Source organism: Ochrobactrum sp. MYb379 (assembly GCF_037479515.1).
In the GTDB taxonomy this organism is placed as follows: domain Bacteria; phylum Pseudomonadota; class Alphaproteobacteria; order Rhizobiales; family Rhizobiaceae; genus Brucella.
The window spans coordinates 467,148-481,029 of the sequence record NZ_JBBGYW010000004.1 but is presented as its reverse complement, the minus strand read 5'-3'; the positions used below and the strand labels follow the sequence as shown (position 1 = coordinate 481,029).

Here is a 13,882-nt window from a genome sequence, read left to right as displayed (position 1 = left end):
CCAATAATTTAAACGAACGCGATAACGAGTGGCCCCAACAACGTCAGGAAGACGTTTGCAAGAGCATAGGTGATGGCGAAAGGTGTGGTGGGTACAGAATTGCCAGCCTTGTCGAGAACTTCGCCAAATGCTGGGTTGGCGCTACGAGAACCTGTCAGGGCGCCAGCGAATACAGCCACGTTTTCGTAACGCAGGATGTACCTTCCCACAAGCATTGTGATAATGAGCGGCACAACTGTCACAATGACACCTGCGATAAAGATCGACAGGCCACTTTGTGCAATCGTTGTCACAGCTTGCTGGCCAGACTGAAGACCGACAACGACGACAAACCCGGCGAGGCCAAGATCACGAAGTAATGTTGATGCAGCAGTTGGCATATTGCCAAGCGTCATATGTCGGCTTTTATACCAGCCGAACACGAGGCCAGACATAAGTGCACCACCGCCCGATCCCAGTGTCAGAGGGATCGAACCTATCTTGACGACAGCCAATCCGATGAGCAAACCAACAGCAATGCCGAGGCCGTGAAATACAAAGTCGGTTTTATCACTTGGGATAAGCGCAGGGCCAACACGTGCGGTTAAACGTTGAAGATCTTCCTGTACGCCATGGACCGTTACAATATCACCGATCTTGATAACCGCGTCGTTGGTGAGATCAACTTTGCTTCCGCCACGTGTAACATTGAGCACATAGATACCATGGCGCAGTTCACCACTGGCTTGAATAATCTCAGCTACAGTATGATCTGCAAAATCTTTGTTACGAACGACAATGTCACGGGTTGTGACAACCAATTCCATGCCTTCACTACCAGATACTTCTGGACCAAGCTTGTCTTCTAGTCCGATGACACCATTGCGACGTCCAACAATCAGAACCAGATCATCAGCGAGAAGCTTTGTGGTTGGCTCGACACCGATGATTTTTCCTTTTCGTTTGATGCGTTCAATCGTGACTGCATTACCACCAACAGTAATAACACCGTCATTTGTGAGAGACTCAATCGTGCTGACAGTTTTGCCCGCAGCTGAACTTATCCGATAAATACGGCCGACAAGTTCAGGGAGTGCTGGCGTTTCGCCTACTCCGTAAATTTTCGCGCCCTTTAACATTTCCGCTTCGGCTTTAAGAGCATCATCACGAATGCTGCGCTTCATAAACCAAGGCAAAATATTAACGCAGACGATAATCGCACCAAATGATCCGAAGATATAAGTCACCGCGTAACCAATCGCCACGTTTGACTGCAAACGTTGCACTTCATCGGCGGCAAGACCTAGCTTCTCAATTGCAGAACCTGCTGTACCTATAATCGCAGATTGCGTTAAGCCTCCCGCTGCAATACCAGCGGCAATTCCTTTGTCGAGTCCCATAATCCGTGCAAGAATAACAACAGTTACAAGACCACTAATGGCAAGAACTGTTGCCATCACGATTTCACGGATTGATTGTTTGCCTAACGATCGGAAAAATTGCGGACCACTTTCAAAGCCAACTGCGTAAATAAAAAGTGCAAAGAGTACAGCTTTGATACCATTGTCAATTTCCACGCCAACCTGGCTGATCACTACCGCAGCGAGCAATGAACCTGCGACGCCGCCAAGCTGAAACTTACCAAATTGAATTTTTCCGATCCAGTACCCGATCGCCAAAGACAGGAACAGCGCGATTTCTGGCGAATGTTTAAATATGTCACCAAGGGAAAACATCAGATTTCCTAACCATCAGACCAAATACATCTATCTTTGATAGATCTCTTTCGTGAACTTAGAAAAAATGAATAATACCTGTCCAGAACTTTATTTAACATTATAAATATTTATCCACCTTCATAAAATCGAACAAGAAAATATATATCCGGCAGAATGAATGACAAAATATTTGTCATTCATTCTGCCGGTTACAACAAATATTGTTCAATCCTCTATGGGATTAATTTTTAATATCTACCGTTAGAAACTTCAATTCTCCAGCACTGGAAAAATCTTTACTGACCTCGCTCACAATGCCATTTTCCAGAGTCAAATCCTCAACCAGATTGAGTTTCATCTGATCCGCGCCCTTGGCCAGGTTTAAATCCTTGATGTTCACCCAGACGATGTTCGGGCGCGTCGTCGACTCAAATACATAGCGCTTATTGGTCAAGTCCACGACGGTTTGCCACAAAGTCTGCGACGCCTCCGGTGCATCTGGATCTGGTATTCTGAAGGGCTGGGCTGCATTGCGCATGACGCTAAACATTGAAGCAACAGCCTGCACGTCACTTTTTGGTTTAGGCAAACGGCTGACGTAATAACTAGCGCGCGCAAAACGATCACTTGCTTTTGTTGATCCGGGAAGTGATTGCGATCCGCCCAAACCGCTAATTTGTTTAACCAACTCCAATTGCTGATCATAGGTAGGCGAGTTCGTCATTACACGGTAATCCGTACTATGATAAACGACAGGCTTGCCATGAACATATTCTATGATGCAGGAGTCTCCGGTAGCATCTTCAAGAGCCAGGTGGAGCGCAAGTGGAACGCCACCTGTTGGGTCCTCCATCTGCACGACTTGTACATTGGTCGCCTTGATCCAGGAAACAGCGTCCGCGACAGTTGAAAAATTATCAAGAAAATATTGCAGCCATATCGCCTGACTAAGCTGCGGCCGGCTTGGATCCACTTCACCGTATTCCGACTCCGCCAACCACAGAATATGCCCGGCAAGTCCAGCTTCGTTTAATCCATCAACAGAGATCATATCGAAACAGCTAGCGACCACACTTCCATATTTGGACGTCCATTTCAAATCGCCGTTAACACCGTTATTTCTATCAATACCACGAGGCTGCGTCCAAATATTTGTCATAAGATCTTTATAAAAATCCATATTTCGACCGGCTATTACTAAGCCATTATCATCAGACCAAAGAACTCGTGTGCACATACATGACCCCCGTATGATTTAACCCGCAATGAGTATTTTGATATAACCTAGGCCAAATACCAGATTAATCAATCTGCGCAGAAAAAATAAAGCGCTAATAAAATGCTGTTCAAAAAAAATTTAAGAACCGCAATTATAAAATCGTGCCACCGATCGATATTTTGGTTTACGTAACGCTCATAATATCGATACATGTTAAGAAAAGTTATATTCACGGCGGATATACAAGGATTATTAAATGGATTTCGCGCCTGATCTGGTAAAATATGTATCTATTGTGGTGATAGGTCTTCTGCCAATTATGAACCCACTGACCACCATTCCTTTATATATGTCATTGACCAAACGCATGAGCGACGAAAACAAACGCGCGCAGGCAAGAAAGACATGCATTTATGCGTTCTTAATCCTTACTGTATTTATGCTGCTGGGCAATGGCATTATCAAAATATTTGGAATATCGTTGCCAGGCATTCGTGTCGCTGGCGGTATAATCATAATGATATTAGCCTTACGCATGATTTTCTCTGGCGAAGACACTTCCTCTGAGGTGGACGCAGATCCCGCAGACATTAAAAAAGCGGATCTCGATTACTCATTCTCACCTCTTGCCATGCCAAGCTTGGCGGGCCCCGGCTCTATAGCTGTTGTTATGGGTTTCTCATCCCAGATCCCAAGTGATCATAGTATATTTGGCCATGCTGTGATCGCTATCGGTGTCGCTATCATGTCCATCATCGCCTATATTGGCTTGCTATCATCCAACTGGATTGAAAAATTTCTGGGTGATCACGGCATGCAAGCGGTGACGAAAATTATGGGGTTTCTTTTAACTTGCCTTGCAGTTCAATTTCTAGCATCTGGTATTAGTCAATTTGTCGTGCAATTTGGCAAACTCTAGTCTCGTGACAGATTGACTATGAATCAATAGCGATAGTCCACAGATGCACTTTAAAACCATAACTGTGGACACCCAACGCGGCAGCTGCTTCCTTTAAATGGAGCACACCTCGTGCTGGAGCATGTTATACTAACACTTTCTTCACGAGGTTCCGCCAATATGCAACACCGAATGGTATAGCTTTATCATCAAAGTCATATTCTGAGCTGTGCAGTGATGCGCTGTCACCATTACCAATGAACATGAATGCCCCCGGCACCTTGCGCAGGAGAAAGCCGAAGTCTTCTGCCGCCATTGTTGGCTTCATGTCTGCATTGACAAGGCCCGCATCTGTAGCCGCTTTGGCTGCGTCTACTGCAATATCGACCTGTGCCGGATGATTGATCGTAGCTGGATAAGGAATGCATCCTTCAGGCAGGACTGCTTCAATATTGACACCAAAGCCATTCGCGGTTTGCAAACACAAGGACTGAATTTCATTACCAATGGTTGCGGCGACATCTTCCGAAAAGCTGCGAATATTGCAACGCATCTGCACCTTGTCTGGGATGACATTCCACGCCTCGCCGCCATGAATAGATGTGATCGAAACGACTGCAGGATCCAGCGGGTCTAGCTTGCGTGACACAATCGTTTGCAACAGGGTGATAAGATAGCCAGCAGCGGCTATAGGATCACGTCCAAGATGTGGCTGTGCGGCATGTGAACCTGTACCCTCAATCGTAATGAGGAGCGCATCCGCGCCTGCCATCATAGCACGCGGTGCAATGCCAAAGGATCCAACTGGCATCCCCGGCCAGTTATGCAAACCAAACGCTGATTGAACCGGATATTTTTCCAACAAACCCGCATCAATCATTGCTTGAGCGCCTGCCCCACCCTCTTCAGCGGGCTGAAAACAGAAGACAATGCTGCCTTCAAAATCACGCCCATCAGCAAGAAGTTTTGCAGCACCTAATAACATAACCATGTGGCCATCATGACCACATGCATGCATATTGCCCGGAAATTTCGAACGATATCCAAGGCTTGCTCGCTCTTCAATCGGCAAAGCATCCATATCCGACCGCAGCAGAATGCGATGCTGCCGGCTTTTTGCAGGCCCCGTTCTGCCATGCAAAACACCAATAACACCGCTTTTCGCTATGCCTTCAATAACCTCATCAAAGCCAAACTGACGAAGCTTATTGGCGACAAAAGACGCTGTCCGGGGCAACTCATACATAAGCTCAGGATATCGATGCAGTTCGTGCCGCCAGCTGATAAGCTCTTGCAGAAACTCCGAATTGTTTTCCAGATTGAGCAAAGACATAACAGACCTTTTTAAACGAGATATTTCAATGTCTGAAGACTAACCCGTTCAAGGCCGGCGCTTACTGCTTTCCGGAATAAGATAAATAGCACCAGCGGCAATTAGGCTTGTAACCATCACATACCAAGCCGGAGAAATCGGATTGCCAGTCGTTTTAATCAAATAGGTAATGATGAAGTGGGTGGTGCCACCAAAAATCGTCACACTCAGACCGTAGGCAATCGACAGACCTGTTGCACGTATCGACCGGGGCAGCAATTCCGGAATAGCTATGAAGGTAGCAGCTCCACTGATTGAAGTTATACCTGCAAGGATTGCGGATGTAAGAAACAGTGTCGTAGGTGACGGATGCAGTGTCAGCCAAATAAATAGCGGCACGATGATGACAGCAGTCATAACACGAGGCCAGAACATCACGTTCCACCGCCCAATACGATCAGACATCCAGCCGCCAATAAGACTACAAATCAAAACTGCCAAGCCGCCTGCAATTGTTGCACCGATTGCCACAGAAGGTGAAAGCTTTAGCGTCGTGATTGCATATGTCGTCATATATTGAGCGACATATGTTGAAACAGTCAGGCCCATAATGCTTAATATCGCCAGAATAATTAGTCGGGTATAACCGCGTAACTCACCCCAGCCCTGATGTTCACGTGAAGACGTGCCATGCTCGCGGGTTTCAGGCATATCGCGGCGTAAATAGATGCCAATAGGGATAAGCAGCAGACAAAAAAGGAACGGAACACGCCAACCCCAATCGGCAAGCTGTTCAAGAGGCAAAATCAAGGACATCAGCAGGCCTATTAACCCTGCCATCATCGCAGCAACACCCTGACTTGCAAGCTGCCAGCTAACGAAGAAGCCTTTTTTATTTTCCGGGGCGATCTCGACCAGAAATGCTGTCGATGGTCCAACCTCGCCACCCAAAGCAAAACCTTGAATCAATCTGCATATAACGATGATAATAGGAGCAGCGACACCAATTGCTGCATATGTTGGCGTAAAGGCAAGACCCAAAGTCCCAACTGTAATGAGCATGATAGTCAGCAGCATGGCCGGTTTACGACCGATCCTATCAGCAAAACCGCCGATAAAAATTGCGCCTAATGGTCGGGAAAAGAAGCCAACGCCATAGACTGCAACGCTCAACAACAGACTGACATACGGATCCGTTGCCGGAAAGAAAGCATTGCCAATATAGACAGCAAAAAACGCATAGACGATGAAGTCATAGAACTCCAACGCATTGCCAGCGACCGCGGCAACCACGACTTTCTTTTTAACCGGGCTATCTGCCTGAGCATTTTGATTGGACAGAATGCTGCCCTCATTTGGCGTTGTTACATTCAAGTTCATCTATGTTCCCCAAGGTCATGGCCTTTAAACCAACGATTGAATGGATTGATGCCTGACTTTAAAGCCGGCAGTTCCATTTTCTTTTCTCGCAGTTTGATCTGATACTCACTTTATCGGCTGGCAGGTTAGCAGTAGTGGTACGTATGTTTTTATCGATCGGGCCTGAGTCTTTATGCATGGGGACATTTTTCCTTACAGTCAGACGCGACGGCCCATTTGCTAGACTTTGCCAGCAAACAGGCAGTCGAAATACTTAATCAATGCAAACCATCTATTTTTTCACCAGTGCACATTGTGACTTGTCCAAAGGTTGAAACGCCTTGTCGGGTGAAACAGTAGCCAACAACTTATAGTAATCCCAATCACCACTCGATTCCGTGGGCGTTTTCACCTCAAATAGATACATGTCATGCATCATTCGACCATCTTCACGGATATATCCGTTCTTGTAGAAAACGTCATTTACGGGCAGTTCCCGCATTTTTGCGACTACTTGCTCGGTATCATCGGATCCTGCTTTCTCAATCGCGCGAAGATAGTGCAGCACTGACGAGTAAACACCTGTTTGCAACATATTGGGCATTGCGTTGCGCTGCTCATAAAACCGCTTAGACCAAGCTCTGGTTTCATCATTCATGTCCCAGTAACTCGCTTCGACAATTGTCAAACCTTGCGCTTCCTCAAGTCCCAACCCATGGACGTCGTTGATAAAGCCACCGAGTGTTGCAACTTTTTGCCCTGCCTGTGTAAGACCGAACTGCGCAGCCTGTTTCACCGAGTTGATTGTATCTGCACCAGCATTTGCAAGCGCTACGACATTAGCACCTGAACCCTGAGCCGTCAGAAGAACTGAAGCGAAATCTGTGGTTCCAATCGGCAGACGGGTGCTACCTAAAACAGTGCCACCACGCGCCTTAACCACATCGCCTGTTTCTTTTTCAAGACCGTGCCCAAAAGCGTAATCCGCCGTTACAAAATACCAGCTATTCATACCCTGATCAACGAGGGCCTGCCCCGTCGTATGGGCAATAGCATAGGTATCGTAGGCCCAATGCATAACATATGGACCACAAAGGTCATTTGTTATGCGCAATGAACCAGGAGAGCTCAAAACGATCAGTTTATTTTTTTGCTTGGCAACTTCAAGAGCTGCCAACGCAGGCGATGATGAAGCGACGTCAAGAATTGCATCAACATTGTCTTCATCAAGCCATTTACGCGCGATTGCCCCGCCAATATCCGGTTTATTCTGATGATCCGCGCTTAAAATTTCAATTGGCATACCAAGAACGGTTCCACCAACCTCGTCTACCGCCATCTGAGCGGCCGTAACGGCTCCCATGCCTGTGATATCGGCATAAACTCCGCTCATATCTTCAATCAGGCCAATCCGAACGACACCGTCACTGATCTTTTCCTGAGCATAACTTGCAGATGTGGCGAGCAAGCCGGTCAGACATAGCGTATAGCCTAAAATCTTCAGAGATATTCCCATATTCATGCACCTCCCAATGCATATATTTCCAACACTCAAACCAAATCGGCGAGTAAGCCCACAGCAAATCTTTCTGCTTGTTCCAATGCGGACAGCGAAACTCCGGTTGAATATCCTCTCTCTTGAAGATGTGTTACGAGAGAAGAGGTTTTTAGGTTTCCAGCAGCACCAGGCGCGTAAGGACAGCCACCGAGCCCCCCGGCAGCACTGTCAAAGACACGAATATCGTGATTGAGAGCGACATCGACGTTATTGAGCGCCTGCCCTGACGTATCGTGAAAATGACATGCCAAGCCCTCAGCCGGAAATTGTTCCCTCACGTTCTCTAACATGGCATCAACCTGATCTGGAGAAGCACGGCCAATAGTATCCGCAAGAGAGACCTCCGTGCAGCCCAGGGCCATTAAAGCAGCAACCACTTGAGTTGTGGCTTGTGGCTTTATGAGACCTTCAAATGGGCACTCCGTCGTGCAGGATATGTAGCCACGCAATCTCGCCCCATATTCTTGCGCGAGAGCAGCCACAGGTGCAAAACGCTCAAAGCTTTCAGCAATCGAGCAATTAATATTCTTTTGTGCAAAGGTTTCTGAGGCGCTGGTAAAGATGGCAATTTCTTCAACGCCGATTGCCAAAGCGCTTAATGCGCCCTTTTCATTGGGCACCAGAACAGACCTCTTTAACCCTGAAATTTTAGGCACATTGCGCAACACCATTTCATGATCTGCCATTTGTGGAACCCATCGCGGTGACACAAATGCAGTGACCTCAATGCGTGACAATCCTGCATCAAATAGAAGTTCGATCAGCCGCAACTTATCATTGGTTGGCACAATGTGTTTTTCATTTTGCAACCCGTCGCGCGGGCTGACTTCAACGATTGAAATATCGGTCATCAGCACATCACCACAAAAGCTGCTCTGTTATCCGCCACAGCATGATCATCACGTTTGTCTCGATCTATTGGCAAAAGCTGCGAGGCCGCGCTGCGCGTCTTCACTTGTGAAAGTACGTTGCCCGAGAGCAGCTTCCCATCGATAAGCCTCCACGAGAGGTAAGTGCTGCAACGTCAGCGCAGCTTCTTTGATAGTCTGCACAGCCGTTGCGCTTAACGAAGCAATGTGATGCGCTGTCTCATGTGCCACCTCATCGACGTCGGCAACGCCATGGAGGTGATTAACCACGCCCACTCTGTACATATCCGCCGCAGAAAATCGCTTTGCTGTCAGCATAATTTCCATCGCATGTGCGTAGCCAACCTGACGAACCAATCGAACAAGTGTGCCTCCCGCAGGCACGAAACCATGACCTGCTTCCGGCAACTGGAATTGAGCGTCATGCGCTGCAATACGAATATCGGTTGCAAGCATGACCTCGAATCCGCCACCAAGACAAAGCCCTTTGATCGCGCTGATCACAGGTTTAAAAAAGCCTTCAACCTTCAGATGGGCCGGATCCCATTCAGAGATATCGAAGCGGCCTTCCGCCAATGCAGGAATTGACTCGGTCAGATCCGCACCTACACAAAATGCCCTGTCTCCTGCCCCCGTGAGTACGACCGCTCGTATTGCTTCATCTTTAGCCGCTTCATCAAAAGCTTTGCCAAGATCGTCATACATCGCGAGCGTCAAGGCATTGAGTTTATCGGGCCGGTTGATGCAGATGGTGGCAACGCCTTTGTCTTTATGATAATCGATTGACATCAGATGGCCCCCGTAACCTTGAGACGGTTGAGTTCATCTGCATCAATTCCAATCAGCCTTTCCAGGACAAGAGCATTATGCTCGCCGGGTGCCGGCGCCTTTTCATGATCCGTTTCCTGCTTGCCTGATAGTTTGATTGGCATACCAAACATACCGATCAGTTTGCCAGCAACAGGAACATTAACAATCATGTTTCGCGCGGCGATATGTGGATCCTCAACAACCTCGGCGATTGTTTTAATGGCGCTCAATGGTACTTTGTCGCCGGCCATATCCTCAAGTTCGGCCTTGGTATAATTGGAGAACCATCCCTCAAGCAAAGGCTTAACCACAGTCTCCGCAATGACCGGATCAAACCGCTTCTCCATTGTATCAATCGTTGGATCCGTTGCCTTTTCAGGATTGCCAAACATAGCACATGTGATGGCCCAGAATTTGTCAGTGTAGCCACCAAAGAAGACAAAGCCGTCTTTGCAACGAAACTGACCATAGGGCCGAACAAAGGGATGGTCGTTGCCGAGCGGTGTAGCCACTTCTTTTTGCGTGGTATAGCGAACAACCGCATTTTCTGTCAGCGTCAAAACTGAGTCTTGCTGCGATACATCGACGACTTGGCCTTGCCCTGTGCGTTCAGCTTCCCTTAATGCTGCGATTGCCCCAATTGCAGCGTAAAGCGACGCAGCAAGATCACCGATGATTGTGCCGACACGCACAGGAGGACGATCTGCGTAGCCGTTCATTGACCACAAGCCACCTGCAGCCTGCCCAGTATTATCATATGCGGGCCGTGACGAGTTTGGCCCGGTGCGTCCAAAACCACTGATAGCTGTATAAACAAGCTTTGGATTGATGGCTTTCAAGCTATCGTAACCGAGGCCGAGTTTTTCCATCGTGCCCGGTCGAAAATTCTCAACAAGAATATCAACCTTGCGCACTAATTTACGCAGCAGTTCCTTCCCTTCGTCCGACTTCAAATTGAGTGTGATACCCAGCTTATTGCGATTAAACTGCGTGAAAAATGCACTAAGCTGCTCTTCGTCGTCACCGACGAAGGGAGGGAAAGTACGGGCATAATCTGGTTCAGCGGGGTGTTCCACCTTGATGACTGTTGCGCCAAGCTCTGCCATCAGCATCGAACAAAACGGTCCAGCGACAACGCGTGTTATATCCAGAACTGTTACGCCAGTCAGCGGCCCGGTGCGACGGGCGTTCCAGCTGTCGAATTCGTTTTGTTCTGTCATCATGTTTCTCCCAAAGTCTGAACTATCTGCCTGATCGCCCGATAAAGCGTAAAATTCAGCGGAATGAAATCGATTAGCGTTTGCAAACCATTATTTTATTTAAGATTTTTCATGGCGCACTGCGCTAATAAGCTCTTTTGCTCGGTCCACACGCACGTCATGATCAGTCGCCAGCTTGGCAGCTATGAGCTCTATTTCGCTGCCAACAGCTCCGGCAACAATCGCGATATTGCGAGCATGAAGAGCCATGTGACCACGTTGAATCCCCTCGGTCGCGAGAGCGCGCAGCGCTGCCATGTTTTGTGCCAGCCCGACCGCTGTCGTCACTTCAGCAAGTTCCTGCGCCGTCGAAACACCTAGAATCCGTAACGCGGCCTGAGCAGACGGGTGGGTTTTGGTTGCTCCGCCGACAATACCAAGGGCCATTGGCAGTTCCAGTGTACCGGTAAGATGGTTCTCGTTATCAATTTCCCATCGGGTGAGTGAGGTATAACGACCGCTTCGCGCTGCATAAGCATGGGCGCCTGCTTCAATTGCGCGCCAATCATTGCCGGTTGCTACCACAACCGGATCAATGCCGTTCATAATACCCTTATTGTGGGTGGCAGCACGATACGGATCAACAATCGCAAAGGCGCATGCCTCGACAATTCCCTGCGCAATCCGCGCACCTTCATATTCATCCGTCTTGAGAATATCAGGTGAAAGCCGCACACTGGCGCGCGCCAAACGAAGATCGGCAAAGTTGGACAGAATACGCAGGCGCACCACACCACCCGAAACCTTTTCGATGAGTGGCGCAACGGCTTCTGCCATGGTGTTAACGGTATTCGCACCCATGGCATCGCGAACATCAACGATGAGATGCGCAGCGAGCATTGGCCCAACCGGCGTATCATCAAAGATATGAACTTCGACATCACGGCAGCCACCACCAAGCGAAACCAGCACTTTGTCTCGTGCGTTGGCGGCAGCTATAATCGCATCCCGCTCGCGCAAAATCCGAGCCCGTGCGCCGTGAGGGTCGGTCACGTTAATAACCTGAATCTGCGCTCGCATAATAGGTCCGCTGCTGGAAGTAAAAAAACCTCCACCCGCGCGCGCAAGCCTTGCCATATATGACGCAGCAGCGACGACAGAAGGCTCTTCCACTGCCATCGGGATCAGGTAATCTTTGCCATTAACGGTAAAATTCGTTGCGATGCCTATCGGCAGTTCGAAGGTTCCGATAACATTCTCGATCATTCCATTCGCAAGCGAAAGCGGCAATGAACCCGGCTCAAAGGCCTTTTGTTGCGCGTCATTCAGCCGTACCGCCTCAACGACGCGTGCCATGCGCTCTTCAGGTTTTAAATTGCGCAGGCCCTCAATACGCGAATTAAGCTGATGTGTTCCGCTGTTGTGAATGTCGGCCAATACTGCCTCCCATGTATTCTTCCTCTTGATCAGAAATCAACGTTATTGCTATGATTGAACAGGTACAGTTAAACTTAATTGTTACCAAACTGTACCCAATACGGAGGCAGCCTTTTGACAAGCCCTAACATTGCGCCTGAGCAATCGGGTACATTGACCGATCAACTATTCACGCTGTTGAGTAGCGAGGTTAAACAAGGACTGCGGCCGGTTGGAAGTCGTTTGATGTCGATCCGTAAAGCAGCCGAACGGTTTAGTGTCTCTAAGAATACTATCATTGAGGTCTATGATCGACTCGTCGCCGCAGGTTTAGCCGTAGCGAGACCCGGTTCGGGATTTGTGGTCTGTTTGCCGCAGGATATGCAACGAAATGAGCGTCCGCGCCATGTGGCAGAGGCCGTTGATATTGCCACTCTTCTCAGCGCCCAGTTAGACGAGAATTTTACAATTCGTGTCGGCGATGGACGCCCGCCAGCTTCATGGGCAGAACAGTCAGAAATAAAGCGTCATTTGGGCGCGTCAGGCATCGCTCACATCATGGGAACAGACGCCTACGGCTCCGCACTTGGCTTTCCACCGCTTCGTCAGGAAATCTCGAAAAGATTGGCCTCACAGCACGTTAATGCGTCACCTGAGCAGATACTGATGACCTTTGGTGCAAATCACGCGCTTGATCTTATCGTGCGTGCCTTTCTGTCGCCTGGCGATGTCGTGCTGGTTGATGAGCCCGGCTATTATCCACTCTTTGCGAAACTGAAACTGGCACAGATAAGAATGGTCGGTATACGCAGAAACGCTGATGGACCAGACGTCTCTAATTTCATCGCAAAAGCCGCATCAGAACGCCCACGATTTTTCTTCACCCAATCAATCGGGCACAACCCAACGGGAAGCTCAATCAGCCTACCCGTAGCCCACGCTCTGCTGAATGCCGCAGCCCAACATAACATTACAATTGTTGAAGACGATCCTTTCTCTGATTTAGCTTCAAACGTCCCAAGTCGCCTTGTCACCCTCGATCAGCTCAACCGGGTCATGTCGATTGGCACTTTTTCAAAGACACTCTCGGCCAGCTTGCGCAGCGGCTATATTGTCGGAAGCGCCGAGTGGATTAATGCTTTGACTGAGCTCAAAATGCTCACAAGCGTCAACAGTTCCGGCCATGTTGAGCGACTTATCCATCGGCTGCTTATGGAAGGCCATTACGCACGACATCTTAAGCGGCTATCACATCGTATCGAGACAGCAGCTGACCGTGCGATGAAGCAACTGGAAATGCTGGGATATCACGTTTTCTCAGATAATGGCGGCGGGTATTATCTCTATCTGCAACTTCCTTCGCATATCGATGACATTGAGCTGGCAAAACGCGGCGCAAAAGACGGTATCTTCATCGCCCCTGGCAGTGTTTTCTGCGTCAATAAAGACAATCCAGTGCGGCGGGGAATCCGTTTGAACGTCGCCCACACGGACAATGAAGAATTCTACAGATTCCTCGCACGCCACCTCAGTTAAAAAGAAGAG

At 48.6% G+C, this 13,882-nt stretch carries 11 protein-coding genes; 2 read left to right on the top strand and 9 right to left on the bottom strand.

Going from position 1 to position 13,882, the window contains the following annotated elements; all coding sequences use genetic code 11:
• Window positions 1-8: 8 nt before the first annotated feature.
• Together aspT and WH356_RS12145 are read right to left on the bottom strand one after the other, a co-directional pair.
• Window positions 9-1,715 (bottom strand): aspartate-alanine antiporter, encoded by a 1,707-nt coding sequence (gene aspT, locus WH356_RS12150; RefSeq protein ID WP_339511081.1) that lies wholly within the window; start codon window positions 1,713-1,715, stop codon window positions 9-11.
• Window positions 1,716-1,938: 223 nt separating this feature from the next.
• Window positions 1,939-2,934, bottom strand: coding sequence for a linear amide C-N hydrolase (locus WH356_RS12145; RefSeq protein ID WP_339511079.1), 996 nt, complete (start codon window positions 2,932-2,934; stop codon window positions 1,939-1,941).
• Window positions 2,935-3,172: 238 nt separating this feature from the next.
• Between WH356_RS12145 and WH356_RS12140 the strand changes: the two genes are divergently transcribed.
• Window positions 3,173-3,835, top strand: a complete 663-nt coding sequence (locus tag WH356_RS12140; protein ID WP_339511076.1) for a MarC family NAAT transporter — start codon at window positions 3,173-3,175, stop codon at window positions 3,833-3,835.
• Window positions 3,836-3,959: 124 nt separating this feature from the next.
• On the opposite strand, the gene WH356_RS12135 is transcribed toward WH356_RS12140, so the two are convergent.
• The 7 genes from WH356_RS12135 to WH356_RS12105 form a co-directional block, all read right to left on the bottom strand.
• The gene (locus WH356_RS12135; RefSeq protein WP_339511074.1) at window positions 3,960-5,147 is read right to left on the bottom strand and encodes an amidohydrolase; all 1,188 of its coding nucleotides are present in this window, start codon (window positions 5,145-5,147) and stop codon (window positions 3,960-3,962) included.
• A gap of 48 nt (window positions 5,148-5,195) precedes the next feature.
• Window positions 5,196-6,506 (bottom strand): MFS transporter, encoded by a 1,311-nt coding sequence (locus WH356_RS12130; protein WP_339511072.1) that lies wholly within the window; start codon window positions 6,504-6,506, stop codon window positions 5,196-5,198.
• Window positions 6,507-6,777: 271 nt separating this feature from the next.
• Window positions 6,778-8,001, bottom strand: a complete 1,224-nt coding sequence (locus WH356_RS12125; protein WP_339511070.1) for an ABC transporter substrate-binding protein — start codon at window positions 7,999-8,001, stop codon at window positions 6,778-6,780.
• Window positions 8,002-8,036: 35 nt separating this feature from the next.
• Entirely contained in the window at window positions 8,037-8,894 is an 858-nt protein-coding gene (locus WH356_RS12120) for a hydroxymethylglutaryl-CoA lyase (RefSeq protein ID WP_339511068.1), read from the bottom strand.
• Between the two features lie 48 nt (window positions 8,895-8,942).
• Window positions 8,943-9,701 carry an enoyl-CoA hydratase/isomerase family protein gene (locus tag WH356_RS12115; RefSeq protein WP_339511066.1) on the bottom strand — a complete coding sequence of 253 codons (759 nt, stop codon included), beginning with the start codon at window positions 9,699-9,701 and terminating at the stop codon, window positions 8,943-8,945.
• Window positions 9,701-10,942, bottom strand: coding sequence for a CaiB/BaiF CoA transferase family protein (locus WH356_RS12110; RefSeq protein ID WP_339511064.1), 1,242 nt, complete (start codon window positions 10,940-10,942; stop codon window positions 9,701-9,703). Before WH356_RS12110 ends, WH356_RS12115 begins: the two co-directional genes overlap by 1 nt.
• A 99-nt stretch (window positions 10,943-11,041) precedes the next feature.
• Window positions 11,042-12,358, bottom strand: coding sequence for a hydroxymethylglutaryl-CoA reductase, degradative (locus tag WH356_RS12105; RefSeq protein ID WP_339511063.1), 1,317 nt, complete (start codon window positions 12,356-12,358; stop codon window positions 11,042-11,044).
• 114 nt (window positions 12,359-12,472) lie between these two features.
• Here WH356_RS12105 and WH356_RS12100 point away from each other — a divergent pair, with 114 nt between their 5' ends.
• Window positions 12,473-13,873, top strand: coding sequence for an aminotransferase-like domain-containing protein (locus tag WH356_RS12100; protein ID WP_339511062.1), 1,401 nt, complete (start codon window positions 12,473-12,475; stop codon window positions 13,871-13,873).
• The last annotated feature ends 9 nt before the right edge of the window (window positions 13,874-13,882 follow it).

What these genes read in the sequence shown, in the direction of transcription:
- aspT (WP_339511081.1), bottom strand. Translation starts at nt 1,715, where the DNA reads ATGTTTTCCCTTGGTGACATATTTAAACATTCGCCAGAAATCGCGCTG.
- WH356_RS12145 (WP_339511079.1), bottom strand. Translation starts at nt 2,934, where the DNA reads ATGTGCACACGAGTTCTTTGGTCTGATGATAATGGCTTAGTAATAGCC.
- WH356_RS12140 (WP_339511076.1), top strand. Translation starts at nt 3,173, where the DNA reads ATGGATTTCGCGCCTGATCTGGTAAAATATGTATCTATTGTGGTGATA.
- WH356_RS12135 (WP_339511074.1), bottom strand. Translation starts at nt 5,147, where the DNA reads ATGTCTTTGCTCAATCTGGAAAACAATTCGGAGTTTCTGCAAGAGCTT.
- WH356_RS12130 (WP_339511072.1), bottom strand. Translation starts at nt 6,506, where the DNA reads ATGAACTTGAATGTAACAACGCCAAATGAGGGCAGCATTCTGTCCAAT.
- WH356_RS12125 (WP_339511070.1), bottom strand. Translation starts at nt 8,001, where the DNA reads ATGGGAATATCTCTGAAGATTTTAGGCTATACGCTATGTCTGACCGGC.
- WH356_RS12120 (WP_339511068.1), bottom strand. Translation starts at nt 8,894, where the DNA reads ATGACCGATATTTCAATCGTTGAAGTCAGCCCGCGCGACGGGTTGCAA.
- WH356_RS12115 (WP_339511066.1), bottom strand. Translation starts at nt 9,701, where the DNA reads ATGTCAATCGATTATCATAAAGACAAAGGCGTTGCCACCATCTGCATC.
- WH356_RS12110 (WP_339511064.1), bottom strand. Translation starts at nt 10,942, where the DNA reads ATGACAGAACAAAACGAATTCGACAGCTGGAACGCCCGTCGCACCGGG.